At 69.1% G+C, this 25,295-nt stretch carries 26 protein-coding genes and 1 pseudogene; 18 read left to right on the forward strand and 9 right to left on the reverse strand.

Features of this window, described 5'->3' with window-relative positions:
• The first annotated feature begins 49 nt into the window (after positions 1-49).
• From VMD50_RS25630 to VMD50_RS25640, 3 genes are read left to right on the forward strand one after another with little or no spacing between them, the layout of a single operon-like run.
• Positions 50-151, forward strand: coding sequence for a 30S ribosomal protein bS22 (locus VMD50_RS25630; protein WP_003402602.1), 102 nt, complete (start codon positions 50-52; stop codon positions 149-151).
• 50 nt (positions 152-201) lie between these two features.
• Complete coding sequence (locus VMD50_RS25635; RefSeq protein ID WP_325432043.1) at positions 202-1,317, forward strand: SDR family oxidoreductase; 1,116 nt, start codon at positions 202-204, stop codon at positions 1,315-1,317.
• Positions 1,299-2,399 (forward strand): lysophospholipid acyltransferase family protein, encoded by a 1,101-nt coding sequence (locus VMD50_RS25640; RefSeq protein ID WP_325432045.1) that lies wholly within the window; start codon positions 1,299-1,301, stop codon positions 2,397-2,399. The genes VMD50_RS25635 and VMD50_RS25640 overlap by 19 nt, the downstream gene beginning before the upstream one ends.
• Positions 2,400-2,555: 156 nt before the next feature.
• Here the strand turns inward: VMD50_RS25640 and cmaA2 are convergent, their stop codons facing one another.
• The 5 genes from cmaA2 to VMD50_RS25665 all read right to left on the reverse strand — a co-directional run bounded on the left by cmaA2 (position 2,556) and on the right by VMD50_RS25665 (position 5,644).
• A complete protein-coding gene (gene cmaA2 / locus VMD50_RS25645) occupies positions 2,556-3,461 on the reverse strand; it encodes a cyclopropane mycolic acid synthase CmaA2 (protein WP_325432047.1) in 906 nt (301 codons plus the stop codon).
• Between the two features lie 11 nt (positions 3,462-3,472).
• On the reverse strand, positions 3,473-3,985 hold the full coding sequence (locus tag VMD50_RS25650) for an FAS1-like dehydratase domain-containing protein (protein WP_325432049.1): 513 nt from the start codon (positions 3,983-3,985) through the stop codon (positions 3,473-3,475).
• Positions 3,986-4,029: 44 nt separating this feature from the next.
• Complete coding sequence (locus VMD50_RS25655; protein WP_325432051.1) at positions 4,030-4,947, reverse strand: HAD family hydrolase; 918 nt, start codon at positions 4,945-4,947, stop codon at positions 4,030-4,032.
• Positions 4,948-5,049: 102 nt separating this feature from the next.
• Positions 5,050-5,340 (reverse strand): WXG100 family type VII secretion target, encoded by a 291-nt coding sequence (locus VMD50_RS25660; protein WP_325432053.1) that lies wholly within the window; start codon positions 5,338-5,340, stop codon positions 5,050-5,052.
• Positions 5,333-5,644 (reverse strand): WXG100 family type VII secretion target, encoded by a 312-nt coding sequence (locus VMD50_RS25665; RefSeq protein WP_325432055.1) that lies wholly within the window; start codon positions 5,642-5,644, stop codon positions 5,333-5,335. Before VMD50_RS25665 ends, VMD50_RS25660 begins: the two co-directional genes overlap by 8 nt.
• A 60-nt stretch (positions 5,645-5,704) precedes the next feature.
• Here VMD50_RS25665 and VMD50_RS25670 point away from each other — a divergent pair, with 60 nt between their 5' ends.
• From VMD50_RS25670 to VMD50_RS25700, 7 genes are all read left to right on the forward strand, one after another.
• Positions 5,705-5,974: a glutaredoxin family protein gene (locus VMD50_RS25670; RefSeq protein ID WP_325432057.1), complete on the forward strand. Its 270-nt coding sequence runs from the start codon at positions 5,705-5,707 to the stop codon at positions 5,972-5,974.
• 99 nt (positions 5,975-6,073) lie between these two features.
• On the forward strand, positions 6,074-7,444 hold the full coding sequence (locus VMD50_RS25675) for a glutamyl-tRNA reductase (RefSeq protein ID WP_325432059.1): 1,371 nt from the start codon (positions 6,074-6,076) through the stop codon (positions 7,442-7,444).
• A gap of 13 nt (positions 7,445-7,457) precedes the next feature.
• On the forward strand, positions 7,458-8,402 hold the full coding sequence (gene hemC / locus VMD50_RS25680) for a hydroxymethylbilane synthase (RefSeq protein ID WP_325432172.1): 945 nt from the start codon (positions 7,458-7,460) through the stop codon (positions 8,400-8,402).
• Positions 8,403-8,443: 41 nt separating this feature from the next.
• Positions 8,444-10,108, forward strand: a complete 1,665-nt coding sequence (locus VMD50_RS25685; protein WP_325432174.1) for a bifunctional uroporphyrinogen-III C-methyltransferase/uroporphyrinogen-III synthase — start codon at positions 8,444-8,446, stop codon at positions 10,106-10,108.
• Between the two features lie 244 nt (positions 10,109-10,352).
• Positions 10,353-11,342 carry a porphobilinogen synthase gene (gene hemB, locus VMD50_RS25690; RefSeq protein ID WP_325432061.1) on the forward strand — a complete coding sequence of 330 codons (990 nt, stop codon included), beginning with the start codon at positions 10,353-10,355 and terminating at the stop codon, positions 11,340-11,342.
• Between the two features lie 14 nt (positions 11,343-11,356).
• A complete protein-coding gene (locus tag VMD50_RS25695) occupies positions 11,357-11,881 on the forward strand; it encodes a DUF3093 domain-containing protein (RefSeq protein ID WP_325432176.1) in 525 nt (174 codons plus the stop codon).
• Positions 11,878-12,144 (forward strand): hypothetical protein, encoded by a 267-nt coding sequence (locus VMD50_RS25700; protein WP_325432063.1) that lies wholly within the window; start codon positions 11,878-11,880, stop codon positions 12,142-12,144. The genes VMD50_RS25695 and VMD50_RS25700 overlap by 4 nt, the downstream gene beginning before the upstream one ends.
• Here the strand turns inward: VMD50_RS25700 and VMD50_RS25705 are convergent.
• Positions 12,128-12,559 (reverse strand): STAS domain-containing protein, encoded by a 432-nt coding sequence (locus tag VMD50_RS25705; RefSeq protein ID WP_325432065.1) that lies wholly within the window; start codon positions 12,557-12,559, stop codon positions 12,128-12,130. The two genes, VMD50_RS25700 and VMD50_RS25705, sit on opposite strands and share 17 nt — an antisense overlap.
• Before the next feature lie 287 nt (positions 12,560-12,846).
• Here VMD50_RS25705 and VMD50_RS25710 point away from each other — a divergent pair, with 287 nt between their 5' ends.
• Together VMD50_RS25710 and VMD50_RS25715 are read left to right on the forward strand one after the other, a co-directional pair.
• Positions 12,847-14,091, forward strand: coding sequence for an acyltransferase family protein (locus tag VMD50_RS25710; protein WP_325432067.1), 1,245 nt, complete (start codon positions 12,847-12,849; stop codon positions 14,089-14,091).
• Between the two features lie 162 nt (positions 14,092-14,253).
• Positions 14,254-14,952, forward strand: a complete 699-nt coding sequence (locus tag VMD50_RS25715; RefSeq protein WP_325432069.1) for an Rv0518 family GDSL lipase — start codon at positions 14,254-14,256, stop codon at positions 14,950-14,952.
• Positions 14,953-15,195: 243 nt separating this feature from the next.
• On the opposite strand, the gene VMD50_RS25720 is transcribed toward VMD50_RS25715, so the two are convergent.
• Both VMD50_RS25720 and VMD50_RS25725 read right to left on the reverse strand, forming a co-directional pair.
• Positions 15,196-17,355 carry an acyltransferase family protein gene (locus VMD50_RS25720; protein ID WP_414686170.1) on the reverse strand — a complete coding sequence of 720 codons (2,160 nt, stop codon included), beginning with the start codon at positions 17,353-17,355 and terminating at the stop codon, positions 15,196-15,198.
• Between the two features lie 9 nt (positions 17,356-17,364).
• On the reverse strand, positions 17,365-18,243 hold the full coding sequence (locus tag VMD50_RS25725) for an alpha/beta hydrolase (protein WP_325432071.1): 879 nt from the start codon (positions 18,241-18,243) through the stop codon (positions 17,365-17,367).
• Positions 18,244-18,340: 97 nt separating this feature from the next.
• Here VMD50_RS25725 and VMD50_RS25730 point away from each other — a divergent pair, with 97 nt between their 5' ends.
• Both VMD50_RS25730 and VMD50_RS25735 read left to right on the forward strand, forming a co-directional pair.
• Positions 18,341-20,023, forward strand: a complete 1,683-nt coding sequence (locus VMD50_RS25730) for a phospholipase C (RefSeq protein WP_325432073.1) — start codon at positions 18,341-18,343, stop codon at positions 20,021-20,023.
• Between the two features lie 87 nt (positions 20,024-20,110).
• Entirely contained in the window at positions 20,111-21,265 is a 1,155-nt protein-coding gene (locus VMD50_RS25735; RefSeq protein WP_325432075.1) for an LLM class flavin-dependent oxidoreductase, read from the forward strand.
• Here the strand turns inward: VMD50_RS25735 and VMD50_RS25740 are convergent.
• Positions 21,262-21,399 carry a hypothetical protein gene (locus VMD50_RS25740; protein WP_325432190.1) on the reverse strand — a complete coding sequence of 46 codons (138 nt, stop codon included), beginning with the start codon at positions 21,397-21,399 and terminating at the stop codon, positions 21,262-21,264. The two genes, VMD50_RS25735 and VMD50_RS25740, sit on opposite strands and share 4 nt — an antisense overlap.
• Between VMD50_RS25740 and VMD50_RS25745 the strand changes: the two are divergent.
• From VMD50_RS25745 to VMD50_RS25760, 4 genes and pseudogenes are all read left to right on the forward strand, one after another.
• Positions 21,389-21,535: pseudogene (locus tag VMD50_RS25745) on the forward strand (MFS transporter); the annotation flags it as partial. The gene VMD50_RS25740 and the pseudogene VMD50_RS25745 sit on opposite strands and share 11 nt — an antisense overlap.
• Before the next feature lie 112 nt (positions 21,536-21,647).
• Positions 21,648-22,391, forward strand: a complete 744-nt coding sequence (locus VMD50_RS25750; RefSeq protein WP_414686178.1) for a class I SAM-dependent methyltransferase — start codon at positions 21,648-21,650, stop codon at positions 22,389-22,391.
• Positions 22,392-22,450: 59 nt separating this feature from the next.
• A complete protein-coding gene (locus VMD50_RS25755) occupies positions 22,451-23,821 on the forward strand; it encodes an amino acid permease (RefSeq protein WP_325432079.1) in 1,371 nt (456 codons plus the stop codon).
• A gap of 287 nt (positions 23,822-24,108) precedes the next feature.
• The gene (locus VMD50_RS25760) at positions 24,109-25,293 is read left to right on the forward strand and encodes an FAD-binding domain (protein ID WP_325432081.1); all 1,185 of its coding nucleotides are present in this window, start codon (positions 24,109-24,111) and stop codon (positions 25,291-25,293) included.
• Positions 25,294-25,295 lie beyond the last annotated feature (2 nt).

The following is a 25,295-nucleotide window of genomic DNA, read 5'->3' on the forward strand; positions in this document are numbered from 1 at the left end:
AAGTGTCCGGGTCAAGTAGGAGCAGGTCACCGGTCAGATAGCGGAGTTCATGGGTTCAGTAATCAAAAAGCGGCGCAAGCGTATGTCGAAGAAGAAGCACCGCAAGCTGCTGCGTCGCACGCGGGTGCAGCGCAGAAAACTTGGCAAGTAAGCCCAGTCGACCGTCGCGTCGCCGTAATGCCCGCCCGTTAAGCTGTTCAGGTGGATCAGTCGAGTGGGGAAGGTGCCGGCACAGGCGGCACCGTGCACTACCCCAAAGTTGTGCTCGTCACCGGTGCGTGCCGGTTTCTGGGCGGCTATCTGACTGCCCGGCTCGCGCAGAACCCGTTGATCAAAGGGGTCATCGCGGTGGATGCGATCGCCCCCAGCAAGGACATGCTGCGCCGCATGGGGCGCGCCGAGTTCGTTCGTGCCGACATTCGAAATCCCTTCATTGCCAAGGTGATTCGCAACGGAGACGTCGACACGGTGGTGCATGCCGCGGCGGCGTCGTATGCGCCGCGATCCGGCGGCAGCGCGGCGCTGAAGGAAATCAACGTGATGGGCGCGATGCAGCTTTTCGCGGCGTGCCAGAAGGCGCCCTCGGTGCGCCGCGTCGTGTTGAAGTCGACCTCCGAGGTGTACGGCTCGAGCGCGCACGATCCCGTCATGTTCACCGAGGACAGCAGCAGCCGTCGGCCCTTCCGCGACGGTTTCGCCAAGGACAGCCTCGACATCGAGGGTTACGTGCGCGGGCTGGGCCGGCGGCGCCCCGACATCGCGGTGACGATTCTGCGGCTGGCCAACATGATCGGCCCGGCGATGGACACCACGCTGTCGCGGTATCTGGCCGGGCCGCTGGTCCCGACGATGTTCGGCCGCGACGCGCGGTTGCAGCTGCTGCACGAGCAGGACGCGCTGGGCGCACTGGAGCGTGCGGCGATGGCGGGCAAGGCCGGCACGTTCAACATCGGCGCCGACGGCATCATCATGCTCTCGCAGGCGATCCGGCGGGCCGGCCGAATCCCGTTGCCCGTGCCCGGGTTTGGCGTATGGGCGCTGGATTCGCTGCGACGGGCCAATCGTTACACCGAGATCACTCGCGATCAGTTTGATTATTTGAGTTACGGCCGCGTCATGGACACCACGAGAATGCGGACGGAGCTCGGCTACCATCCGAAATGGACGACGGCCGAGGCGTTCGACGACTACGTGCGCGGCCGCGGCCTGACTCCCATAATCGACCCTGATCGGGTACGCTCCGTGGAGGGTCGCGCCGTAGCGTTAGCGCAGCGTTGGGGAAGCCGAAATCCAATTCCATGGGGTGGGGGCAGGTAGGTATCGTGGCTGGCGAAACCAGAGCGAACGTCATACCACTACATACCAATCGGGGTCGGGTAGCAGCGCGCCGGAAAGCCGATCAACGGGCGGAGTCGTCCCGTCAACATCCCTCGTTGCTTTCTGATCCGCGCGGTCGGGCGTCGGCCGAACAGATCGCCGCGGTGGTTCGCGAAATCGACGAGCACCGTCGCGCCGCGGGCGCGGGCGGCATGTCACGGACCGGCGAGGCACCGCTCAACGAGCTCGCGCAGCGGGTCGCCGCGGTCGCGGGCTTCCTGCGGCAGCGGTTCATGGGCGACTACACCGTCGACGAGTTCGGGTTCGACCCGCACTTCAACAGCGCGATCGTTCGGCCTTTGCTGCGGCTCTTCTTCCGGTCGTGGTTCCGGGTCGAGGTCAGCGGCATCGAGAACCTGCCGAGCGAGGGTGCCGCCCTGGTGGTGGCCAATCACGCCGGGGTGTTGCCGTTCGACGGGCTGATGCTGTCGGTGGCGGTCCACGATGAGCACCCCGCGCAGCGGGACCTGCGGCTGCTGGCCGCCGACATGGTCTTCGACCTGCCCGTGGTCGGCGAAGCCGCCCGCAAGGCCGGCCACACCATGGCCTGCACAACCGACGCGCACCGCCTGCTGGCCGCCGGCGAGCTCACCGCCGTTTTCCCGGAGGGCTACAAGGGGCTGGGCAAGCGCTTCGAGGACCGCTACCGCTTGCAGCGGTTCGGGCGCGGCGGCTTCGTGACGGCGGCGCTGCGCACCAAGGCCCCGATCGTGCCGTGCTCGATCATCGGATCCGAAGAGATCTACCCGATGCTCACCGACGTCAAGCTGCTGGCGCGGCTGTTCGGGCTGCCCTACTTCCCGATCACCCCGCTGTTCCCGCTGGCCGGGCCCGCGGGACTGGTGCCGCTGCCGTCCAAGTGGCGCATCGCGTTCGGTGAACCGATTTACACGAACGACTACGCCGCGTCCGACGCCGAGGACCCGATGGTCACCTTCGAGTTGACCGACCAGGTGCGCGAGACCATCCAGCAGACGCTGTACCGCCTGCTGGCCGGGCGCCGCAACATCTTCTTCGGCTGAGCCACGGGTTAATTCGCCGCGAGCGTAACGCAACGGCGAAAAAGCGCGCGATTTTTGGCCGTGCGGTTACGCTCGCGAACTAGCAGCAAGAACGCAGCGGCCCCGGTGCCTCGTGGTTAGAGACACCGGGGCGCTTTGCGTGCAAGCCGCTGGGGCCTACTTGACCAGAGTGAACTGGCAGACGTCCGTGTAGTGGTCGCGGAACAGGTCCGAGCAGCCCCTCAGGTAGTGCATGTAGATGTCGTATGTCTCCTGCCCCTTCAGGGCGATCGCCTCGTCCTTGTGGGCCTCGAGCGCATCCGCCCAGGCGTTCAGCGTCGGCACATAGTTCTTGCCGATGCGGTGGTAGCGCTCGACCTTCCAGCCCGCGTTGGACGAGTAGTGGTCGACCTGCGAGATCCGCGGCAGCCGCCCGCCCGGGAAGATCTCCGTCAGGATGAACTTGATGAAGCGCAGCAGGCTCATCGGTGACGTCAGGCCGAGCTGCTCGGCCTCTTCCTTGTCCGGGATGATGATCGTGTGCAGCAGCATCCGGCCGTCGTCGGGCGTCAAGCTGTAGAACTTCTTGAAGAAGGTGTCGTAGCGCTCGAACCCGGCGTCACCGGCGCCGTCGGCGAAGTGCTCGAACGCGCCGAGTGACACGATGCGGTCCACCGGCTCGTCGAATTCCTCCCAGCCCTGGATTCGCACCTCCTTGCGGCGGGGGCTGTCCATCTCCTCGAACTTGGCCTTGTCGTGGGCGTACTGATTCTCGCTCAGCGTCAGGCCGATCACGTTGACGTCGTACTCGGCCACCGCGTGCCGCATGGTCGCGCCCCAGCCGCAGCCGATGTCGAGCAGCGTCATGCCCGGCTCGAGGTTGAGCTTGTCCAGCGCGAGCTTGCGCTTGGCGTACTGGGCCTCTTCCAGCGTCATGTTGGGGCGTTCTTCGAAGTAGGCACAGCTGTAGGTCATCGACGGGTCAAGCCACAGCTTGAAAAACTCGTTCGATTTGTCGTAGTGGGACCGGACTGCCTCGACCGGCGGCTTCAGCTGGGTGCCACCCGTTTCCCCTTGTGACATTGGAATCGCCCCTACTTTCCGGCTGATATCGATGCGATCGCGGCGACGGTTTCTTCAGCGCCAGCGTCCTGGTGTGCGGCTTCCCCCAGCATCGTAACCACGCTGGTGACAACCGGATTGCCCTCGGCGTCTGTGACTTCGCTGCGGATCTCAGCGACGACCGCGCCGTGGGACTCGATCACCGAGTCTAGATAGGTGTCGAAGTAGAGCTTATCGTGCGCCAGGATCGGGCGGTGAAACTGGAATTTCTGGTCGCGGTGCATGACGCGGGCGATGTTGATCGGGATCTCGAACTTGGTGAAAATCTCCAATTGCACGCGTCGCCCCGCGATGGCCAGGAACGTCAGCGGCGCCACCAGCGCGTGGTACCCGGCGGCGGCGGCGTCGGCCTCGCTGTAGTGCGTCGGGTGGTCGTCTTTGACCGCCTGCGCGAACTCGCGGATCTTCTCGCGCCCGACCTGGAAGTAGTCGGGTGCCCGGTAATGGCTGCCGATGATCCCTTGGGCCGATTCTGGGACTGTCATGCCGCTGTGCTCTCCGCTCGCTTACGTCTCAGCGGCGCAGCTTATCAGCGCGATTGGCGCCTGGACGCCAGTGCCGCCAGCGCGCCGCCGGCCGCGCCCAGGGCCAGCGCCGAGGGCACCCCGATCCGGGCGGCCTTGCGGGCGGTGCGGAAGTCGCGGATCTCCCAGCCTCGTTCGCGGGCCAGGGCCCGCAGGCGGGCGTCGGGATTGATGGCCACCGCCGTGCCGACCAGCGACAGCATGGGCACGTCGTTGTAGCTGTCGGAATAGGCCGTGCAGCGTTTGAGGTTGAGGCCCTCCCGGATGGCCAGCGAGCGCACCGCGTGCGCCTTGCCGGGGCCGTGGAGGATCTCGCCGACCAGCCTGCCGGTGAATACGCCGTCGACCGACTCCGCGACCGTGCCCAGCGCGCCGGTCAGCCCCAGCCGCCGCGCGATCGTCGCCGCGAGTTCGTAGGGCGTGGCGGTGATCAGCCACACCTGCTGGCCGGCGTCCAGGTGCATCTGGGTGAGCTCGCGGGTGCCGGGCCAGATCTTGTCGGCGATGATCTCGTCGTAGACCTCCTCGCCCAGCGCGACCAGCTGCTCGACCGAGCGGCCCTCGATGAAGGCGAGGGCCTTGCGCCGGCCGGCGGCCACGTCGTCGCTGTTCTCCTTGCCGAGCCACTGAAACTTGGCCTGGGCGTAGATGAATCCGAGCACATCGCGGTAGGTGAAGTAGTTGCGGGCGGCCAGGCCGCGGCCGAAATGCACGGCCGAGGAGCCCTGCACCAAGGTGTTGTCCACGTCGAAGAATGCGGCCGCGGTCAGGTCGATTGGTGGCTGCGGGCGGCCCTCTTCGGGGGCCGCCGCAGCCAGGTCCTCCAGCGCGCGTTCCGCGCTCGCGTTGTCGACCAGCGCATCCAGGTCGGCGCGGCCGGCGGGGCCCGCGCCGCCCGACTCAGAGGAAGCCGATGAAGCCAAGGCTCAACCTCCTAGATCGCTGTGCCCGGTAATCCATGGGATGACCGGTATCAACCCTATCCGGCGGGGGTTCGGTGCGGTTTGCGTGCCTGAGCCCTCAGGTCAGGACCACATGGCCAAATTCGTCGACATCGCGCCGGTGTAGTTGCCGTGCGCCGTGTCGCCCGCGGCCCGCAATCGGGCCAGGGCCTCGCACATCATCGCCTCGCCGCGGGCCCAGTGCCGATGCGCCTCGGCGTGGGCCGCCGCGCCGCTGCCCGTCCAGGTCGAGTGCACGTTGCCTACCAGCGAATCGATTTCGGCCAGCATGTCTTCGGCGTAGCGGGCAAACTCCGCCATCCGGCGCACGGCGTCGGCCAGCGCCTGCGGATCCACGCGAAACGCCTCAGCCACGGTGCACCCCGCGCAGCGCGTGTGCGGATGCCGCGTCGTTCGCCTGGTAGAGCCCGCCGGCCCCGTCCACCAACCGGGCCAGCATCGACAGGCCCACCTCGACCTCGCCGGCCCCGCGGTGCCACAGCTCCCATGCGGAGGCGTAGGCACTTCCCGATGTCCCGCGCCAACCGCCCAGCATGTCGCCGACCTGAGCGTTGAGCTCCGCGAACCGGGCCCGCAGCTCCTCGGCGCGACCGGACAGCGCCTCGGCGCAGCCCCGCATCGCCAGCGGGTCGACCCGCACCGCGTCCCCGGAAGCCACAGCGGCAACCTAACCGCCGCGGCGCGGCCCCACAATTCACCCGATGCCACACTGGTCGGCATGACCGAGCGCACCGGCCGGGCGCGGGTGGAGCTGCTGACTCGCGACGGCTGCACGATCTGCGACCGAGTGCACGCCCGGCTGGCCGAACTGGCCGCCGAGCTGGGCTTCGAGCTGGTCACGACCGACGTCGACGCCGCCGCGGCGGCGGGCAACCCGGGTTTGCGGGCCGAGTTCGGCGATCGGCTGCCGGTGATCCTGCTCGACGGGCGCGAGCACAGCTACTGGGAGGTCGACGAGCCGCGGCTGCGCGCCGATCTGGCCCGGTAGCGCGCAATCACTTATTTGGTAGCCCAGCTGATCAACGATTACCGTGGACAGCAGTTCAGTTACTGGAGGAAGCAAGGGAGCTGGCCAGGTGATGCTGCCGTGAGCGTCCTGCTCTTCGGGGTTTCGCACCGCAGTGCGCCGGTCTCCGTCCTGGAACAACTCAGCATCGACGAATCCGATCAGGTCAAGATCGTCGATCGGGTGTTGCAGTCACCGCTGGTGACCGAGGCGATGGTGCTCTCGACCTGCAACCGGGTCGAGGTGTACGCCGTCGTCGACGCGTTCCACGGTGGGTTGGCGGTGGTCGGGCAGGTGCTGTCGGAACACTCCGGGATGTCGATGGGGGACCTGACCAAGTACGCCTACGTGCGCTACAGCGAGGCCGCCGTCGAGCACCTGTTCGCGGTGGCCAGCGGCCTGGATTCCGCGGTCATCGGCGAGCAGCAGGTGCTGGGCCAGGTGCGCCGCGCCTACGCCGCCGCCGAGGCGAACCGCACGGTCGGCCGGGTGCTGCATGAGCTGGCCCAGCGGGCGCTGTCGGTGGGCAAGCGGGTGCACTCCGAAACCGCCATCGACGCCGCCGGCGCCTCGGTGGTGTCGGTCGCCCTGGGCATGGCCGAACGCAGGCTGGGCGGGCTGGCGGGCAAGACCGCCGTGGTCATCGGCGCCGGGGCGATGGGCGCGCTGTCGTCGGCGCACCTGATCCGGGCCGGCATCGAGCATGTGGCGGTGGTCAACCGGTCTGCGTCCCGGGCTCAGCGGCTGGCCCGCAAGATCCGCGAATCCGGCGTGCGGGCCGAGGCGCTCACCCTGGACCGTTTGCCCGACGCGCTGGCGGACGCCGACGCCGTCGTCAGCTGCACGGGCGCGGTCAGCCCGGTCGTCTCGCTGGCCGACGTGCACCACGCGCTGGCCGCGGCCCGTCGGGACGAGGCGGCACACCCGCTGGTGATCTGCGACCTGGGCATGCCACGCGACGTCGACCCGGCGGTGGCCGGGCTGCCGGGTGTCTGGGTCGTCGACGTGGACCGCGTGCAGCACGAGCCGTCGGCCCACGCCGCGGCCGCCGACGTCGACGCCGCCCGCCACATCGTGGCGGTCGAGGTCGCCACCTACCTGGCGGGGCAGCGGATGGCCGAGGTCACCCCGACGGTGACCGCGCTGCGCCAGCGGGCCGCCGACGTCGTCGAGGCCGAGCTGCTGCGCCTCGACAACCGGTTGCCCGGCCTGGAAACCGCCCACCGCGAGGAGGTGGCGCGCACCGTGCGGCGGGTGGTGGACAAGCTGCTGCACGCGCCCACCGTGCGGATCAAACAGCTCGCCAGCGCCCCGGGCGGCGACAGCTACGCCGAGGCGCTGCGCGAACTCTTCGAACTTGACCAGACCGCTGTCGACGCCGTCGCCGCTGGTGAATTGCCAGTCGTGCCGACCGGATTCGACCCCGGCACGCCGCAACCATCCGCCGAGTAGCCGATTGGCGCACGTGATCCGGATAGGCACCCGGGGCAGCCTGTTGGCCACCACCCAGGCCGGTGTCGTCAGAGACGCCCTGATCGCCAACGGCCATCCCGCCGAACTGGTGACCATCGCCACGGCCGGCGACCGGTCGTCGGCCCCGATCCAGAGCCTGGGCGTGGGCGCCTTCACCACCGCGCTGCGGGAGGCGATCGAAGACGGCCGCGTCGACGCCGCGGTGCACTCGCACAAGGATTTGCCGACGACCGACGACCCGCGGTTCACCGTCGCCGCGATACCGCCGCGCAACGACCCCCGGGACGCGCTGGTCGCCCGCGACGGCCTGGTGCTCGGGGAGTTGCCGGCGGGTTCGCTGGTGGGCACGTCGTCGCCGCGCAGGGCCGCACAGCTTAGAGCATTGGGTCTCGGTTTGGAAATCCGCCCCCTACGAGGCAACCTAGATACCAGGTTGAACAGGGTAAGCAGTGGTGATCTTGACGCGATTGTGGTCGCCCGGGCCGGTCTCGCCCGGCTGGGCCGCCTCGACGATGTCACCGAGACGCTAGAGCCGGTGCAGATGTTGCCAGCACCGGCTCAGGGCGCGCTCGCGGTTGAGTGCCGCGCCGGCGACGAGCTGGCCGCGGTGCTGGCGGAGTTGGACGACGCCGACACGCGCGCGGCGGTCACCGCGGAGCGGGCCCTACTGGCCGAACTGGAGGCCGGTTGCTCCGCACCGGTGGGCGCGATCGCCGAGGTGGTCGAGTCCATCGATGAGGAGGGCCGCGTCTTCGAAGAGCTGTCGCTGCGCGGCTGCGTGGCGGCGCTGGACGGGTCCGACGTGATCCGCGCGTCCGGCATCGGCACTCCCGGTCGGGCACGGGAGCTGGGGCTCTCGGTCGCCGGCGAGCTACTCGAGCTGGGGGCCGGAGAGCTGATTGGCGGAGCGCGGCAAGACCCCGCACGAGGAAGATAAGTGAAATTGAACTGGGAGCGACAATGACGCGCCAACCAAGCATGCGAGGGCGTAAGCCGAGACCGGGCCACATCACGTTCGTGGGCTCCGGCCCCGGCGACCCGGGACTGTTGACGACGCGGGCCGCCACGGTGCTGGCCAACGCCGCCCTGGTGTTCACCGACCCCGATGTGCCCGAGCCCGTGCTCGCGCTGATCGGCAAGGAGCTGCCGCCGGTCTCCGGCCCCGCGCCGGCCGGACCGGAGGCCAACGCCGACGGCAATGGCCGAGGGGCGGGCGAGGATGGCGCCCAGGGCGCGCCCACGGTGATCACCGCTGGTCCCGACATCCGCCCGGCGCTAGGGGAACCCGCCGAGGTTGCCAAAACGCTTGTCGCCGAGGCTCGTTCCGGCGTCGACGTGGTGCGGCTGGTGGCCGGTGACCCGCTGACGCTGGACGCGGTCATCACCGAGGTGAACGCCGTCGCGCGCAGCCACCTGCACCTCGAGATCGTGCCCGGGCTGGCCGCCACCAGCGCCGTCCCCACCTACGCGGGGCTGCCGCTGGGCTCGTCGCACACGGTCGCCGACGTGCGCGCCGACGTGGACTTCGACGCGCTCGCCGCGGCTCCCGGCCCGCTGATCCTGCAGGCCACCGCGTCGCATCTGGCCGACGCGGCCCGCGCCCTGATCGAGCACGAGCTGGCCGAGGCCACCCCCTGCGTGGTGACCGCGCAGGGCACCACCTGCCAGCAGCGCTCGGTCGAGACCACGCTGGGTGGCCTGACCGATCCGGCCGTCGTCGGCGCGGCCGACCCGGCCGGTCCGATGACCGGGCCGCTGGTGGTGACCATCGGCAAGACGGTGGCCAGCCGGGCGAAGCTGAACTGGTGGGAAAGCCGCGCGCTGTACGGATGGACCGTGTTGGTGCCCCGCACCAAGGACCAGGCCGGCGAGATGAGCGAGCGGCTGACGTCGTACGGCGCGCTGCCGATCGAGGTGCCGACCATCGCCGTCGAGCCGCCGCGCAGCCCCGCCCAGATGGAGCGTGCCGTCAAGGGTCTGGTCGACGGCCGCTTCCAGTGGGTGGTGTTCACCTCGACCAACGCGGTGCGCGCGGTGTGGGAGAAGTTCGGCGAGTTCGGCCTGGACGCCCGCGCGTTCTCCGGGGTGAAGATCGCCTGTGTCGGCGAGTCGACGGCCGACCGGGTTCGTGCGTTCGGGATCAGCCCCGAGCTGGTGCCGGCCGGGGAGCAGTCCTCGCTCGGCCTGCTCGACGACTTCCCGCCCTACGACAGCGTTTTCGACCCGGTGAACCGGGTCCTGCTGCCGCGGGCCGACATCGCCACCGAGACGCTCGCCGAGGGGCTGCGCGAGCGCGGCTGGGAGATCGAGGACGTCACGGCCTACCGGACCGTGCGCGCGGCACCCCCGCCGGCGGCCACCCGCGAGATGATCAAGACCGGCGGCTTCGACGCGGTGTGCTTCACCTCCAGCTCGACCGTGCGAAACCTGGTCGGCATCGCCGGCAAGCCGCACGCGCGGACGATCATCGCCTGCATCGGCCCCAAGACCGCCGAGACCGCCGCGGAATTCGGCCTGCGAGTGGACGTCCAGCCCGACACCGCCGCCGTCGGCCCCCTGGTCGACGCCTTGGCCGAACACGCCGCGCGGTTGCGCGCCGAGGGGACGCTGCCGCCGCCGCGTAAGAAGAGCCGCAGGCGCTAGTGGCGAGCGCAAGCGCGGCCGTGGCGATCGCAAGCGCGGCGGAGCAGGGCGCAGCGGGTCGCCACAAGAGGGCGAAGCCGGGCGCGGCGGCTCGACACGCATCGGCGCTAGTGGCCGCCGGACAGCCGAGCTGGGGGCACTCCCCTGCTTCGCGGGGACCCCACCCGCTTGCGGGGGAGCGTGTTTGTACACCGACACGCCGTCGGGGCTGGCATTTTGCGCGCCCTCGCGGCTACGAAGCGCGATGAGCACGGGCGCCTATCCGCGGCAACGCCCGCGCCGACTCCGCTCGACCCCCGCGTTGCGTCGCTTGGTGGCGCAAACGTCGCTGGAGCCAAGGCATTTGGTGCTGCCGATGTTCGTCGCCGACGGGATCGACGAACCGCGGCCCATCGCGTCGATGCCCAAAGTGGTTCAGCACAGCCGGGATTCGCTGCGCAGGGCCGCCGAAGAGGCCGTCGCCGCGGGGGTGGGCGGGCTGATGCTGTTCGGTGTGCCCCGCGAGCAGGACAAGGACTCGACCGGCTCGGCCGGCACCGACCCGGACGGCATCCTGAATGTCGCGCTGCGCGACCTGGCCAAGGACCTCGGCGACGCCACGGTGTTGATGGCCGACACCTGCCTGGACGAGTTCACCGACCACGGACACTGCGGGCTCCTGGACGCCAGGGGCCGGGTGGACAACGACGCCACCCTGGCCCGCTACGTCAAACTGGCTGTGGCACAAGCGGAGTCGGGCGCCGATGTGGTGGGGCCGAGCGGGATGATGGACGGGCAGGTCGCCGCGATCCGCGACGGACTGGACGCCGCCGGCTACATCGACGTGGTGATCCTGGCCTACGCCGCGAAGTTCGCCTCGGCCTTCTACGGGCCCTTCCGCGAGGCGGTGAGCTCGAGTCTGTCCGGGGACCGGCGCACCTACCAGCAGGAGCCCGGCAACTTTCGGGAGGCGCTGCGCGAGGTCCGGCTGGACCTGGACGAGGGCGCCGACATCGTGATGGTCAAGCCCGCCCTGGGCTATCTGGACGTCGTGTCCGCGGCGGCCTCGATGTCGCCGGTGCCGGTGGCCGCGTACCAGGTGTCGGGGGAGTACGCGATGATCTGCGCCGCGGCCACCAACAACTGGATCGACGAGCGCGCCGCCGCGCTGGAGTCGTTGACGAGCATCCGGCGCGCCGGGGCCGACATCGTGCTCACCTATTGGGCCGCGGATGCGGCAAGCTGGCTGTCGTGACAGAACCGCGGCCGTTGTTCTACGAGCCCGGCGCCAGCTGGTGGTGGGTGGCGTTGGGGCCGGCTTCGGCGGCGGCCATGGTCCTGATCGAAATCTGGAGCGGGGCCCCGGTGTCGCTCGTGGTCCCGGCGATTTTCCTGGTCCTGGTGTCGGCCTTCGTGGGGTTGCAGGTGAAGGCGGCGCGGATTCACGTCTCGGTCGAGCTCACTGGCGACGCCCTGCGCCAGGGCACCGAAACCATCCTGGTGCGCGAGATCGTCAAGGTGTATCCCGAGCCCGAGCACCACGAGGCGTCCGGCAAGGAGCTGGCGAAATGGCAGTCGTCGCGGGCGCTCGGCGAATTGGTCGGGGTGCCACGCCACCGGATCGGCATCGGCCTCAAGCTCACCGGCGACCGCACCGCCCAGGCCTGGGCGCGCCGTCATCGTCAGCTTCGGGCGGCGCTGACGCCGCTGGTCCAGGAGCGGGTGGAGCCCGCCGGATCCGACGTCGCCGACGACGATCGCGACGACGGCTTCGAAGGCGGGCCGCTGTCTTGATCGCTCGGTCCCGGGCTCTCGTGGAGCTGGTCCTGGCCTGCGCCGCGCTGGTGGGCGCCGGCGTCAGCTGGGTGCACGCGCGCCGTACGGTGCGTGTCGCGCCCATCGCCGACGGGCAGCCGTTCACGACGTCGCTGGTGTACAACCCTCAGCTGCTGTTGCTGACTCTGGTGCTGGTGACGACCGCCGGAGTGCTGGCGGTGATCGGGATCGCCCGGCTGCGACGGGAGCGGGGCGCCAGAAAAACTACGCCGTCTTCTTGATCAGCGGCAGGACGAGCTGACGGCGGCTCACGATGGCTTCGGCCAGGTTGCGCAGCGCCTCGCGCACCGAGCGCGCGACCGGAAACTCGCCCTCGCCATTCAGCAGCCCCATCACCGCCGGGCTCGCGACCAGGGTCCACTCCAGCCCGGCGGCGCGGCAGTCCTCGTCGAGCCGGTGCGCGAGCGAGACACCCGCCGCAGCAAAGTGGCTCACGTCGCTCAGGTCGAGCACCACCGGGTTGCTCCCCAGGGTGAAGCGCCAGAGGTATTCGCTGACCCGATCGACATTGGCGGCGTTGATGTCGCCACGAATGGTCACCACGGTCGCAAGGTGACGGCAGTGGGCGCGGATGTGGGCGCCATCGCAGTCGAAGGTGCCGTAACCGTGCCGAGTCGCGACGGCGGTGACTGTCATGAGCGCCCCATTCCCTTCAACCTGTCCTCTAAAGGTGCCCGCTAAATCTAAGGAGACCGAAAGCCGCCTCTAACTCTTTGCTAAGAAGCGAATTTCGGGGGGTTCGAAAGGGATCCGGGCAACGTCGCGGCGGCTTTTTACGCGTGCCACGCCACGGCCCATCACGCCATCGCGTGCCTCCCGCTGCTAGGCTTCGTGGGCTGCCGGTTGCCAGTCGGGGGGCTTGCGATCGCCCGGTCAGCCGGACCAATCGGATACGAAACGGCAAGTCAGACGGAAAGAGCATCGTGCGCGGCGCAGAGATCCGGGGAGAGATCAAGGCCCTGACGGGACTCCGCATCGTCGCCGCGGTGTGGGTGGTGCTGTTTCACTTCCGGCCCATGGTGAGCGACGTTTCACCGGACTTCCGCGACGCCCTCGCGCCGGTGCTCAACTGCGGGGCCCAGGGCGTCGACCTCTTCTTCATCCTCAGCGGATTCGTGCTGACCTGGAACTACCTCGACCGGATGGGCCGCTCGTGGTCGACGCGCGCCACCCTGCACTTCCTCTGGCTGCGGCTGGCCAGGGTGTGGCCGGTGTACCTGGTCACCCTGCACCTGGCCGCGGTATGGGTGATCTTCACCCTGCACGTCGGTCACGTGCCGTCGCCGGATGCCGGTCAGCTCACCGCGATCAGCTACGTGCGCCAGATCCTCTTGGTGCAGCTGTGGTTCGTGCCCTTCTTCGACGACTCCAGCTGGGACGGCCCGGCCTGGTCGATCAGCGCGGAGTGGCTTGCCTACCTGCTCTTCGGCCTGCTCGTGCTGGTGATTCTGCGGATGAAGCAGGCGACGAGGGCGCGGAGCCTGATGTTGCTGGCGTTCGCGGCGTCGTTGCCGCCCGTGGTGATGCTGCTGACCAGTGGCCACTTCTACACCCCCTGGAGCTGGCTGCCGCGAATCGTGACCCAGTTCACCGCCGGCGCCCTGGCCTGTGCCGCCGTGCGCAGGTTGCGGTTGACCGATCGCGGTCGCCGCGTCGCCGGCTACGCCTCCCTGCTTCTCCTGGCCGCCATGGTGGGCGTCCTGTACTGGTTCCACGCGCATCCGATCTCCGGAGTCGTGGAGAACGACAGCGGCGGCGTGGTCGACGTGTTGTTCGTTCCGCTGGTGATAGCCCTGGCCATCGGCGTCGGCAGCCTGCCGAGGGTGCTGTCCACGCGGCTGATGGTTTACGGCGGGCAGATCTCGTTCTGCCTGTACATGGTGCATGAGCTGGTGCATACCGCCTGGGGCTGGGCCGTGATCCAGTTCGAGCTCACGCCGTGGGAGCAGGACAACCCGTGGAAATGGAACGTCATCGGGCTGCTCGCGATCGCCGTCGGTCTTTCGGCCTTGATGTACCACTTCGTCGAGGAGCCGGCCCGCCGTTGGATGCGCAGGATGGTCGATGTCAGACCCGCCGACGACAAGGCCGCGACCGCGGAGCCGGCGGGCACCAAGCTGCACCCGATCGACGGTGGGCTGGAAGCGGTTTCGGCCCGCGCGGTGTGACGTTCACCTCGCCGCGCGGCTCGTGCGGTGCCCGGGATCCCTCGAATACCATGGCCGGAGCGGCTGGCCGCGATTTGACGCCGAATTCGCGTCGTGTCCCCGTACGATTCCGTTGGTTCGGATACGGCGCACGACGATGCAGTTCCCCGGGGGGTGGTAGTAGTGACTCGTCTGGCCACGATCATGGTCGGCCTCACCCTCACCCTGGGCGTCGTCTTCTTCGGAGCCCCGGCGCGCCCGGTGCGGGTGCGGGCCTACCAGCCGCTGACCGTGGACTCGCGCCTCAACCACGTCGCGGTGGTCGGCGACTCGTATACCACCGGCACCGACGAGGGCGGCCTCGGGCCGAAATCGTGGACCGCGCTGACCTGGCGCGCGCTCGCCCAGCGGGGCGTGCGGGTCGCCGCCGACGTGGCGGCCGAGGGCAGGGCGGGCTACGGTGTGCCCGGCGACCACGGCAGCATCTTCGAGGACCTGACCGCCAGGGCGGTCAAGCCCGGCGACGCGCTGGTGGTGTTCTTCGGTTCGCGCAACGACCAGGGCGTGGATCCCGCGCTGCTTGCCCAAAAGGCCCGCGATGCCTTCAACTTGGCGCGCCGGTTCGCGCCGTCCGCCCGGTTGCTGGTGATCGGGCCGCCCTGGCCGACCGCGGACGTGCCCGGGTCGATCCTGCAGATTCGCGACGTGCTCAACGCGGCCGCCCGGGCCGCCGGAGCAGTGTTCGTCGATCCGGTCGGCGACCGCTGGTTCGTCGACCGGCCGGATCTGATCGGCCCGGACGGCGTGCATCCCAACGATGCCGGGCATCAGTATCTGGCGGACGAGATCGCGCCGCTCATCGGCATGCAGTTGTCTCGGTGATGCCTCGGCGCAAGAGCGAAAGCCCCAGCCCCGCAAGGGTTTAGCGAAATACGCTGCGGCGGCTAGTCTTCCGCGTGCCGCTCGTAGTCCCATCGCTCCAGGCGCGCCTGCAACTGCATCAGGCCAATGCCGGCGATTGGCGCGATGGCCGCAATGCAGACCAACAGCAGCGAAGTCATTTCACAACCTCCAAAAACCCTTCGGTGATAAGACGTTCGTCCGGGGAGAGAAGTTCATTACGGGTCAACCGCCCGCCAGCGCGCGGTCTGCCAGCGCACCCATCACGGGCGCCAGTAGTTGCGCGTACTCGGTCGTCACGTGGTTGTCGTCGCGAAAAACCAGGGTGTTGCCGACGATCGGCGGGCAGCGGTCGGGGCTGCAGAACAGGTCGGTCAGGTCGGCGTACTGCCCACCCCCGCCGGTGGTCACCGCCCGCTCGGCGCCGATACCTCCGCCGTCGAGCGCGGCCGACCGCGCCGGCGCGCACGCGGTGGCGTCGTCGAGATGGGCCGACAAGCAGGCGGGCACGGGGCCGTGCGGGTCCGGCGCCGGCCCGAGGACCAGGACGGTCGCGCCGGTGCTCCGCAGCTGCGTCACCGCGCGCCCCAGGGTGTCGATCCACGCCGGGTCGTAGGACACGAAGCCGAAATCCGCGCCGTAGCGTCGGCTCATGTCCAGCACCACCAGGCGCGGGTGCTCGGCCTTCAGCCGGTCCACGATCTGGGCGCGCCACTGTTCGCACTCCGAGTACTCGCGGCCCAGATACGGGCTGCGGATCGGCAGTTCCTGCAGCGGGCAGGTCACCTTGGCCAGCGTCTCCAGTCGCCAGTGGCGCTGCTCGGCGGCCCGCCGGAACGCCGGCTCCCACATGGCGGCGTGCGAGTCGCCGACCAGGGCCACCGTCGTCGGCGAGGCGATATCGCCCGTCGCGCACTTGTTTTGGCCGACCTCGCGCCACGAGCGCACGCAACCGTTGACGAAGACGGCCGCCTTGTCGGCCGGTGCCTGGGCGAGGGGCGGGTCCAGGTTGGACGGGACGGCGCGCAGGCCGGCCGACGCCGCGACGGCGTCGCGCACCTGCGCGAAGGCCTGGCGGACCGTCGCTTCCCGGGGGCTGACCTCGGGGACGTTCGCCGGGGGCAGCGCGACGATGTTCGCCTTCGGGGCCGCGACTCCGTGGCCCGCGGGCACCGGTGTCACCGTCAGCAACAGCGCGCACGCGCAGGCCGCCGCCGCGCTGGCGCCGGCGGCCGCCGCGAGGCTGGCCTTCACCGATCGGCGCAACGCCGCCGCGAACCGGCCGGGGTTTTCGACCAGATGCAACGTGATCACCGCGAGCCCGCCGGACACCGCGGTGGCCGTCAGCCTGGCCGGCAGCCCCGCGGGCTCCCCCAGCAGCTGCGGCATGAGCAGCAGCACCGGCCAGTGCCACAGGTACCAGGAATACGACACCCGCCCGATCGCCCGCATCGCCGGCCGGCACAGCACGCGGCCGGCGCCCAGGCCGCCGGTAACGCAACCGCCGCCGATCACCAGCGCGGTCCCCAGCACGGGCAGCAGCGCCGCGGTGCCGGGGTAGGGGGTGCCGGGGCCCAGCTGGGTGCAGGTCAGCGCGATCAGTGCCAGGCCACCCCATCCGACGATCGCGGCGGGCAGCGGGGGCAGCTTGCGCCAGTGCCGAATCGACAGGGCGACCAGACCACCGGCCGCAAGCTCCCAGGCCCGGGTGGGCAGCGAGAAGAACGCCCAGGAGGGGGACGTGCGGGTCCACACCACGTCGGCCGCCAGCGATGCCGCCGCCGCCACCGCCAACACCGCCGCATACGGCGTGGGCCCCGCTGCGGCGCCGCGCCGCACCCGGCCGACGAGCCACGCCGTGCCGATGATCAGCAGCGGCCACACCAGATAGAACTGCTCCTCGACGCCGAGCGACCAGTAGTGCTGGAACGGCGACGGAAGGTCGGCGGACAGGTAGTCGGTGCGCTGTGTGGCGAACCGGTAGTTGCCCACGTACAGGGCGCTGGCGATGCCGTCCACGAAGACGCTGCGCGCCTGCAGCGGCGGCAGCACGGCGGCCGCCACGACGGCGGTGGCGACGCCGACGGTGGCCGCGGCCGGCAGCAGGCGCCGGGCCCGTGCGCCGTAGAAGCGGCCCAGGCGAACGGTATTGGTGGTGGTGGCCTCGCGCCAGAGCAGTCCGGTGATGAGGAAGCCGGAGATGACGAAGAAGACGTCCACACCGATGTAGCCGCCGCCGAGGCCGGGTATGCCCGCGTGGTAGAGCACGACCGCGATGACCGCGACGGCGCGCAGGCCCTCGATGTCCGGGCGAAATCCGTCCCGGGAAGCCCGCCGCTCCACTCGACGTGGGCCGCTGGGGGTGTCTTCCTGCCGGACTGTCATCTGCGTGGCCTAGGTCGCCATCCAGGCCAGCTCGCCCGGCAATTGCGTTCGCCAGTAGCCGATGTCGTGTCCGCCCAGGGAGAAGCTGCCCGCCGGCGGGGTCTTCAGCTGGCTGACGAATTGTCTTGTGGCGAAATAGAAGCGGTCGAAGGTGCCGCAATCCACGCGCAGCGGAATCGAATTCAGTGCCGGCACACCGACAACGCTGTTCTGCACCCAGTCGTCGTAGCTGTCGAAGGCTCCCGGCTCGCTGCCCGTGAACGAGGTGTACAGCGCCGGGCTGATCGCGCAGATCCCAGCCGTGCGCGACGGGCCGAGCTTGGCGCCCAGATGCAGCGCCCCGTAGCCGCCCATCGACCACCCCAAAAAGCCAACCCGGGAGGTGTCGAAACCCATCGAGGACAGCATCGGCAACAGCTCTTCGAGCACCATCGCGCCGGGGTCCTCGCCCGAGGCCCTGCGGTGCCAGTAGCTGTTGGCGCCGCCGTCGACGCCCACCACCGCGATCGGCGGCTTGCCTTCCCTGACCAATTGGGCCAGCGCCCTCTCGACGCCGCAGTCGAGCACCATGTTGGCGTCGCCGTCCTTGCCGTGCAGCGCGATGACCGGACGCAGGGCGCCGGCTTCGGCCTTCTGCCCGGGGGGCAGGGCGACCACCCAGTTGGTCTTGACGCCGCCGCGCGCCGCGGAGACGAAGGAACCGGTCAACCGGTTGGGCAGGGTGCTGCCGGCCGCCGACGGCTCGAAGGGGGCGGGCGCGAGCGGCGCCGCGTGCGGCTCGAGCGGATCCAGCAGCGCGCTCAAAACCCACGCGCCAGCGGCCGCCGCACTGGCACCGGCGCCCATACGCAGTACCGCGCGGCGGTTCAGGTCAGGCACAGGCGTCATAATGCCCCGCCGACCGGGCGTTTTCGCCCAAGCCACGCCGTTTTGGAAGCATTGTGTGATCTCGTGTGATCTCCCGGTCGCGAACAGGAGACCTTCGATGCGCCGTACGCCCTTTGTTGGTGCGCCGTTAACGCACTGGGCACCGGCTGAAGACCTGGACCCGGTAGGCCTCTGCGGCATGGTGATGCAGCGCTCCGCCGTCCTGGCGGTCCCCGTCGCGGTGCTCGGTCTCGTCGCCGCATGCGCGCAGCGGCCCGCGGCCCCGGCCGCGGAACCCCCGACCGCCACGCCGATCCACCACCTCGTCGTCGTCTTCGAGGAGAACGTGTCGTTCGATCACTACTTCGGCACCTATCCGCGCGCGGCCAACGTCGACGGCCAGCCGTTCACCGCCAAATCGGACACCCCCGCAGTGGACGGCCTCACCCCAGAGTTGTTGGCGCACAACCCCAATGCGGTCCAGCCGATGCGCCTTGGCGGGCCGGCCCAGCAGGTCACCTGCGACCAGGACCACGCCTATCAAGCCGAGCAGTCGGCGTTCAACGGCGGCGCGATGGACCGCTTCGTCGAGCACACCGAGGGCGACCCCTGCGCGCCGCCGGCCTTCAACGCCCACGGCCTGGTGATGGGCTACTACGACGGCAACACGGTGACGGCGCTGTGGAACTACGCGCAGCGCTATTCGATGAGCGACAACTTCTACAACAGCACGTTCGGCCCTTCCTCGCCCGGCCACATCAACCTGGTGTCGGGCCAAACCCATGGCGTGACAGCCAAGTTCATGCCGGGCGGCCAGCCCTTCCCGCCGCACAACGTGATCGACAACACCGGCAACGGGCAGGGGACCCTCATCGACGATTCGCAACCCCTCGGTGACGACTGCTCCTCCCGCGACCAGGTGCAGTTCGGCTCCGACAACAAGAACGTCGGCAATCTCCTCAACGCGAAGGGCGTCACCTGGGGTTATTTCCAGGGCGGTTTCAAGCCCACCGGCCGCGGACCGAACGGCGCGGCGGCGTGCGGGGCGACACACGACATCGGCGCGGCCGTGGGCGGGACCGGTACGACCGGCGCATTGCCGTTCGGCACCAAACCGGATTACGTCCCTCATCACGAGCCGTTCCAGTACTACCCGTCCACCGCCAATCCGCACCACCTGCCGCCGAGCGCCACCGACAAGATCGGTCTTGGCGACCAGGCCAACCATCAATACGACCTGTCGGACTTCTGGGCCGCCGCCGACGGCGGTCACCTGCCCGCGGTGAGCTTCCTGAAACCGCCGGCATACCAGAACGGGCACGCCGGTTACTCCGATCCGCTCGACGAGCAGCAGTTCCTCGTCGAGACCGTCAACCATCTGCAGAGGCTGCCGGAGTGGCGGGATATGGCGATCGTCATCACCTACGACGACTCCGACGGCTGGTACGATCACAAGCCCTCGTCGGTCGTGTCGTCCTCGGCGACACCGGAAGACGCCCTGAACGGTCCGGGCCGTTGCGGTGATCCGGACGCCGCGCCCGCCGCGTACCAGGGACGGTGCGGGTACGGCCCGCGGCTGCCGCTGCTGATTCTATCTCCTTATGCCAGAGCCAATTTCGTCGATCACACGCTCATCGACCAAACGTCGGTCCTGCGGTTCATCGAGGACAACTGGAGCACCGGCCGCATCGGTGATCACTCCTTCGACGAGCGCGCCGGCGCGCTCACCGGGATGTTCGATTTCGGCGGTCCGGCCCAACCGACGCTGACCCTCGACCCACACACCGGCAACCCGCGCTAGCGCCGAGCGCGATCCAATCTGGAAGTTTTCAACCCTCGCGCGGCGCGCGCATCCCCCGGAGGATGCCAGAGATCAGAGGGGAGATGGATGAGCCTGGCGTTTCATTGGTTTTTGCCGACGTACGGGGATTCGCGCAACCTCGTCGCGGGCGGGCACGGCACGGCGATGCACGGCGACCGGCCCGCGACCTTGCGTTACCTGCACCAGATTTGCGCGGCCGCCGAAGACAACGGCTTCGAGGCGGTGCTCACGCCGACCGGATTGTGGTGTGAGGATGCGTGGTTGACGACGGCGATGCTGATCGAGGGCACCCGCACGCTGAAGTTCCTCGTCGCATTCCGGCCCGGGCTGCTCAGCCCCACCCTGGCCGCCCAGATGGCCGGGACCTTCCAGCGGCACTCCGACGGCCGGCTGCTGCTCAACGTCGTCACCGGCGGCGAACCGCACGAACAACGGGCCTACGGGGATTTCGTGGACAAGGAGTCGCGATACGCCCGCACCGCCGAGTTCTTGCACGTGGTCCGGCAACTGTGGACCGCGCGGGAGCCGGTAACCTTCGCCGGAGACCACATTCGCATCGAGGGCGCCCAGCCGAACAACCCACCCGACCCGATACCCGCGGTGTTCTTCGGCGGTTCTTCGGCGGCCGCCGGGCCGGTCGCGGCCAACTACTCCGACGTCTACCTGACCTGGGGTGAGCCGCCGGCGGCCGTCGCCAAAAAACTCGACTGGATTCGCGGGCTGGCCGCCCAGGCTAGCCCCGCGGGACGAATCCTGCAGTACGGCTTGCGGATTCACGTGATCAGCCGAGACACCTCCGAGCAGGCATGGGCCGAGGCTGATCGGTTGCTCGCGGCCGTCGACCCGGCCGATGTCGAGCGGGTGCAGGCCAGCCTGGCGCGCAGCGAATCGGAGGGCCAGCGCCGCATGTTGCAGCTGCACGGCGGCGACAGCGGCCGGCTCGTGGTCGCCCCAAACTTATGGGCCGGGGTCGGCCTGGTGCGCGGCGGCGCCGGCACCGCGCTGGTCGGGTCGCACGCCGAGGTGGCCGAACGGCTGGTCGAGTACTCGCGGCTGGGCATCAGCCACTTCATCCTGTCGGGCTATCCGCACCTGGAGGAGGCCTACTGGTTCGGGGAGGGCGTGCTGCCGCTGCTCGAGCGAAAAGGCCTGTGGCAGAGCCCCAACCGCCAGTCGCAACCTGCACCGGCGACGCCGTTCGCGATCGCGTCGGCGCATTAGTCATGGCGCCGACGCTGACCGTCGGGACGGTCGCCGCGGCAGGTGCCCACCACGAATCCGCCGCGCAGCAACGTCGGCGCCTGCGCACCGTCGTGGCGGCCAGCCTGCTCGGCACGACGGTGGAGTGGCGTCACCCCGATGATCCTCACCGCGCTGATCGCGGCCGCCGGCGGTGAGCCGTGGCTCGCGTGTGGCTATCTGGTGACCACGGCGGTGATAATCAGCGTGTTCGCCACTGCGCTCATCCGGGATCAAGACCTCCACCTCTGAGCTGACCGGCGCCTGCCCGTGCCGGTTGCAGTGCACGATTGTGTTCCTTGGCCGCCAGGACTACGGTGGTCAATTAGTGAACGACGACGTCTACAAGATGGAGGCGAAGACCATGACAGCCGACGCGAGCGTTACCGGATTCGAGCCGTTGTACGGCGAGGCGGAACACACCGACGGCCTGATCCCCTGGGACATCGGCGGCCCGCAGCCGGTGGTGCAGCAGCTGGTGGCGTACGGGGCGATCCGCGGCGAGGTGCTCGACCCGGGAACCGGTCCCGGCTATCACGCGATTCACTATGCCTCCCAAGGCTATTCGGCCACCGGAATCGACGGGTCGCCCACCGCCATCGAGCGGGCCAGGCGCAACGCCGAGCGGGCCGGGGTGCGGGTCGACTTCCAGGTGGCCGACGCCACCAGGCTGGATGGGTTCGAGGGCCGGTTCGACACGGTGGTGGACAGCGCCTTTTACCACGTGTTCATGGACGACGAGGCGGTGCAGACCCGCTACGCGCAGGCGCTGCACCGAGCCACCAAGCCCGGCGCGCGGCTGTTCATGTTCGAGTTCAGCCCGCACAACGTCAACGGCCTGCAGTGGACGGGCATCCCCGCCGACAACTTCGAGCGCGTGCTCGGGAACGGTGGGTGGCGCCTGGACTACCTGGGCGGCACCACCTACCTGGCCCGCTTCGGCCCCGCGACCTTCGAGGCAATGAGCAAGATCCTGGCCGAGCAGCAGGGCGACACCGTCGAGAAGATGCAGCCGCTGAAGCGCCAGCTGGACATCCTGAGCCCGCTGCTGCAGGACGGCCTGGTGCACCTGCCGGTCTGGTCCGTGGTCGCCACCCGCGTGGACTGACGCGCTTTCGACCGACGCGCCGGGGTGGTGCCCCGGCTGCCGATGTGCTGTGGTTAACCATGACCGGCACAACGCAACTGCGGCAAGGGCTGTCGCAGCGGCAGCTCAGCATGATCGCCCTCGGCGGGGTGATCGGCGCCGGCTTGTTCGTCGGCTCCGGCGTGGTGATCAAAGACACCGGGCCCGCCGCGTTCCTCACGTACGCGCTGTGCGGCCTGCTGATCGTCCTGGTGATGCGGATGCTGGGCGAGATGGCGGCCGCCAACCCCTCGACGGGGTCGTTCGCCGATTACGCGGCACGGGCCCTGGGCGGCTGGGCGGGGTTTTCGGTGGCGTGGCTGTATTGGTACTTCTGGGTGATCGTGGTCGGGTTCGAGGCGGTCGCCGGCGGAAAGGTGCTCAACTACTGGTTCCATGCGCCGCTGTGGCTGCTCTCGCTGTGCCTGATGGTGCTGATGACCGCGACGAACCTGTTCTCGGTGTCGTCCTTCGGCGAATTCGAATTCTGGTTCGCCGGAATCAAAGTCGCCACGATCGTCGTCTTCCTGGTCGTCGGCTCGATCTTCGCGCTCGGCCTGCTCCCCGGCCAGCACGCGGATTTCTCCAATCTCACGTCGCACGGCGGACTCTTCCCGAAGGGCGTCGGGGCGGTCTTCGCCGCCATCGTCGTGGTGATCTTCTCGATGGTCGGCGCCGAGATCGTCACCGTCGCCGCCGCCGAAAGCCGTGATCCGGAGCTCGCCGTCCAGCGGGCGACGAGATCGGTGGTGGCGCGCATCGGGATCTTCTTCGTGGGTTCGGTGTTTCTGCTCGTGGTGATCCTGCCGTGGAATTCGGTCGAACTGGGCGCCTCGCCGTACGTCGCCGCGTTCAAGCACATGGGCCTGCGCGGGGCGGATCAGGTGATGAATGCCGTGGTGCTGACCGCGGTGCTGTCCTGCCTGAACTCGGGCTTGTACACGGCGTCGCGCATGCTCTTCGTGCTCGCCGATCGGCGGGAGGCCCCGGCCCGGCTGGTCAGGCTCAGCCGGCGCGGGGTGCCGCACCTGGCCATCGTGTGCTCGTCGGCGGTCGGTTTCGGTTGCGTCATCATGGCGTGGCTCGCACCCGGCACCGTGTTCCTGTTCCTGCTCAACTCCTCGGGCGCGATCATCTTGTTCGTCTACTGGTTGATCGCGTTGTCGCAGATCATCCTGCGCAGGCGCACACCCGAGGAAAAGCTGCGGGTCAAGATGTGGTTCTTCCCGGTGCTGTCGATCCTCACCCTGGCCGGAATCACCGCCGTGCTGGCGCAGATGGCGTTCGACCGCTCCGCGCGCAGTCAACTGTGGCTCAGCCTGCTGTCCTGGGCGGTCGTGATCGGGCTGTACTTCCTCGCCCGGGCCCGCGGCCGGATCCGCATCGAACGCGAAATCCCCTCGGGGGATTGAGTTCTCAACCGGCCGGTGCCGCGCGGCCGACGGCCTCTGTAGAGCGGCCGCATCCGACTTCCGCTTCGCCGCGCCCGGTCGACCATCTGTGCGGACACCCGCCCGTAATCTGCCGCCGTCACCGTCCCGACGGCATTCAGGGCGTGGACTCCGGGCGGCATGCCCGAAAGTTCCCTCAGCACAACGGCCTCCTCTCGGAGGCCGACCCGCCATAGATTCTACTTCCTAGTGCAACTGTTGCATAATGCTATGATAGAGCCGACTCCACTCAAGTGAGGTGCGCGCGCATGAAGGTCGCCATCGTCGGTGCCGGCATCGCCGGCCCCACGCTTGCATACTGGCTGTCGCGCTATGGCCACGAGCCGACACTGATCGAAAAGGCGCCGCGGCTCCGCACGGGCGGCTATGTCGTGGACTTCTGGGGTGGCGGGTACGCCGTTGCCGAGCGCATGGGACTGACCGCCGAATTGCACGCCGCAGGATATGCGGTACAGGAGCTGCGACTGGTCGACCGGAATTCGCGACGGGTGGGCGGCTTCTCGGCCGAGCTGTTCCGGCGGAACCTCGATGACCGTTTCGTCACCGTGCCGCGTGGCGATCTGGCGGCCGCGATCTACCGCTCCGTCGACCACCACGTCGAAACCCTTTTCGGGGAAAGCGTTTCGGCGATCACGCAGGACGCGTCGGGTGTGCGGGTCACACTCGAGCGCGGCCGGACACGACGATTCGACCTGCTCGTCGGCGCGGGTGGCATCCATTCTCCGGTGCGAGAGTTGGTATTTGGCCCGGAATCTCGATTCGAGACCGATCTCGGCTACCGGGTCGCGGCATTCGAAGCCCGAGGCTATCAGCCGCGCGACGAACTCGTCTACCTCGCCTACACGACTCCCGGGCGCATGATCGCGAGATTCGCGATGCGCGACGAGAAGACACTGTTCCTCTTCGTTTTCGCCACCAACTACATGAGCGGCCCGGACCCACAGGATGTTTCGCACGCCAAGTCCGTCCTGCGGCGGGTCTTCGGCGACGCCGGCTGGGAATGCCCCGAGATCCTGCGCGCGCTCGACGGGGTGTCCGATGTGTACTTCGACCGCGCGAGCCAGATCGTCCTGGACCACTGGTCGGATGGGCGGGTTGCGCTCATCGGCGACGCCGCGGCCGCGGTCTCTCTGCTGGCGGGTGAGGGGACGGGTCTGGCGATGGTGCAGGCCTACATCCTGGCGGGCGAGCTCAACGGCGCCGGAGCCGATCATCGGGATGCGTTTGGTCGCTATGAGCGCCGGATGCGTCCGATCGTCGAGGCCCGGCAGCGTTCGGCGCGCGGCTTCGCCGCGATGTTCGCGCCGAAGACGAAGCTCGGGCTGTGGACCCGCAATCAGGCGACCAAGCTGCTAAACATCCCCGGGCTGGCCGACTGGGCCATCCGGCGCGAATTCGTCGACGACGTCGCGCTGCCCGAGTATGTCGCGTAGGC

The sequence above is a fragment of the Mycobacterium sp. genome (assembly GCF_035506235.1).
Lineage (GTDB): Bacteria > Actinomycetota > Actinomycetes > Mycobacteriales > Mycobacteriaceae > Mycobacterium.

Excerpts from the sequence above, each read along its gene's own strand:
- VMD50_RS25705 (WP_325432065.1), bottom strand. The coding sequence starts at position 12,559 with ATGACAGTCACCGCCGTCGCGACTCGGCACGGTTACGGCACCTTCGAC.
- cmaA2 (WP_325432047.1), bottom strand. The coding sequence starts at position 3,461 with ATGTCACAAGGGGAAACGGGTGGCACCCAGCTGAAGCCGCCGGTCGAG.
- hemB (WP_325432061.1), top strand. The coding sequence starts at position 10,353 with ATGAGCACGGGCGCCTATCCGCGGCAACGCCCGCGCCGACTCCGCTCG.
- VMD50_RS25755 (WP_325432079.1), top strand. The coding sequence starts at position 22,451 with ATGACCGGCACAACGCAACTGCGGCAAGGGCTGTCGCAGCGGCAGCTC.
- VMD50_RS25630 (WP_003402602.1), top strand. The coding sequence starts at position 50 with ATGGGTTCAGTAATCAAAAAGCGGCGCAAGCGTATGTCGAAGAAGAAG.
- VMD50_RS25735 (WP_325432075.1), top strand. The coding sequence starts at position 20,111 with ATGAGCCTGGCGTTTCATTGGTTTTTGCCGACGTACGGGGATTCGCGC.
- VMD50_RS25760 (WP_325432081.1), top strand. The coding sequence starts at position 24,109 with ATGAAGGTCGCCATCGTCGGTGCCGGCATCGCCGGCCCCACGCTTGCA.
- VMD50_RS25720 (WP_414686170.1), bottom strand. The coding sequence starts at position 17,355 with ATGACAGTCCGGCAGGAAGACACCCCCAGCGGCCCACGTCGAGTGGAG.
- VMD50_RS25725 (WP_325432071.1), bottom strand. The coding sequence starts at position 18,243 with ATGACGCCTGTGCCTGACCTGAACCGCCGCGCGGTACTGCGTATGGGC.
- VMD50_RS25730 (WP_325432073.1), top strand. The coding sequence starts at position 18,341 with ATGCGCCGTACGCCCTTTGTTGGTGCGCCGTTAACGCACTGGGCACCG.
- VMD50_RS25750 (WP_414686178.1), top strand. The coding sequence starts at position 21,648 with ATGACAGCCGACGCGAGCGTTACCGGATTCGAGCCGTTGTACGGCGAG.
- VMD50_RS25640 (WP_325432045.1), top strand. The coding sequence starts at position 1,299 with ATGGGGTGGGGGCAGGTAGGTATCGTGGCTGGCGAAACCAGAGCGAAC.
- VMD50_RS25650 (WP_325432049.1), bottom strand. The coding sequence starts at position 3,985 with ATGACAGTCCCAGAATCGGCCCAAGGGATCATCGGCAGCCATTACCGG.
- VMD50_RS25685 (WP_325432174.1), top strand. The coding sequence starts at position 8,444 with ATGCGAGGGCGTAAGCCGAGACCGGGCCACATCACGTTCGTGGGCTCC.
- VMD50_RS25670 (WP_325432057.1), top strand. The coding sequence starts at position 5,705 with ATGACCGAGCGCACCGGCCGGGCGCGGGTGGAGCTGCTGACTCGCGAC.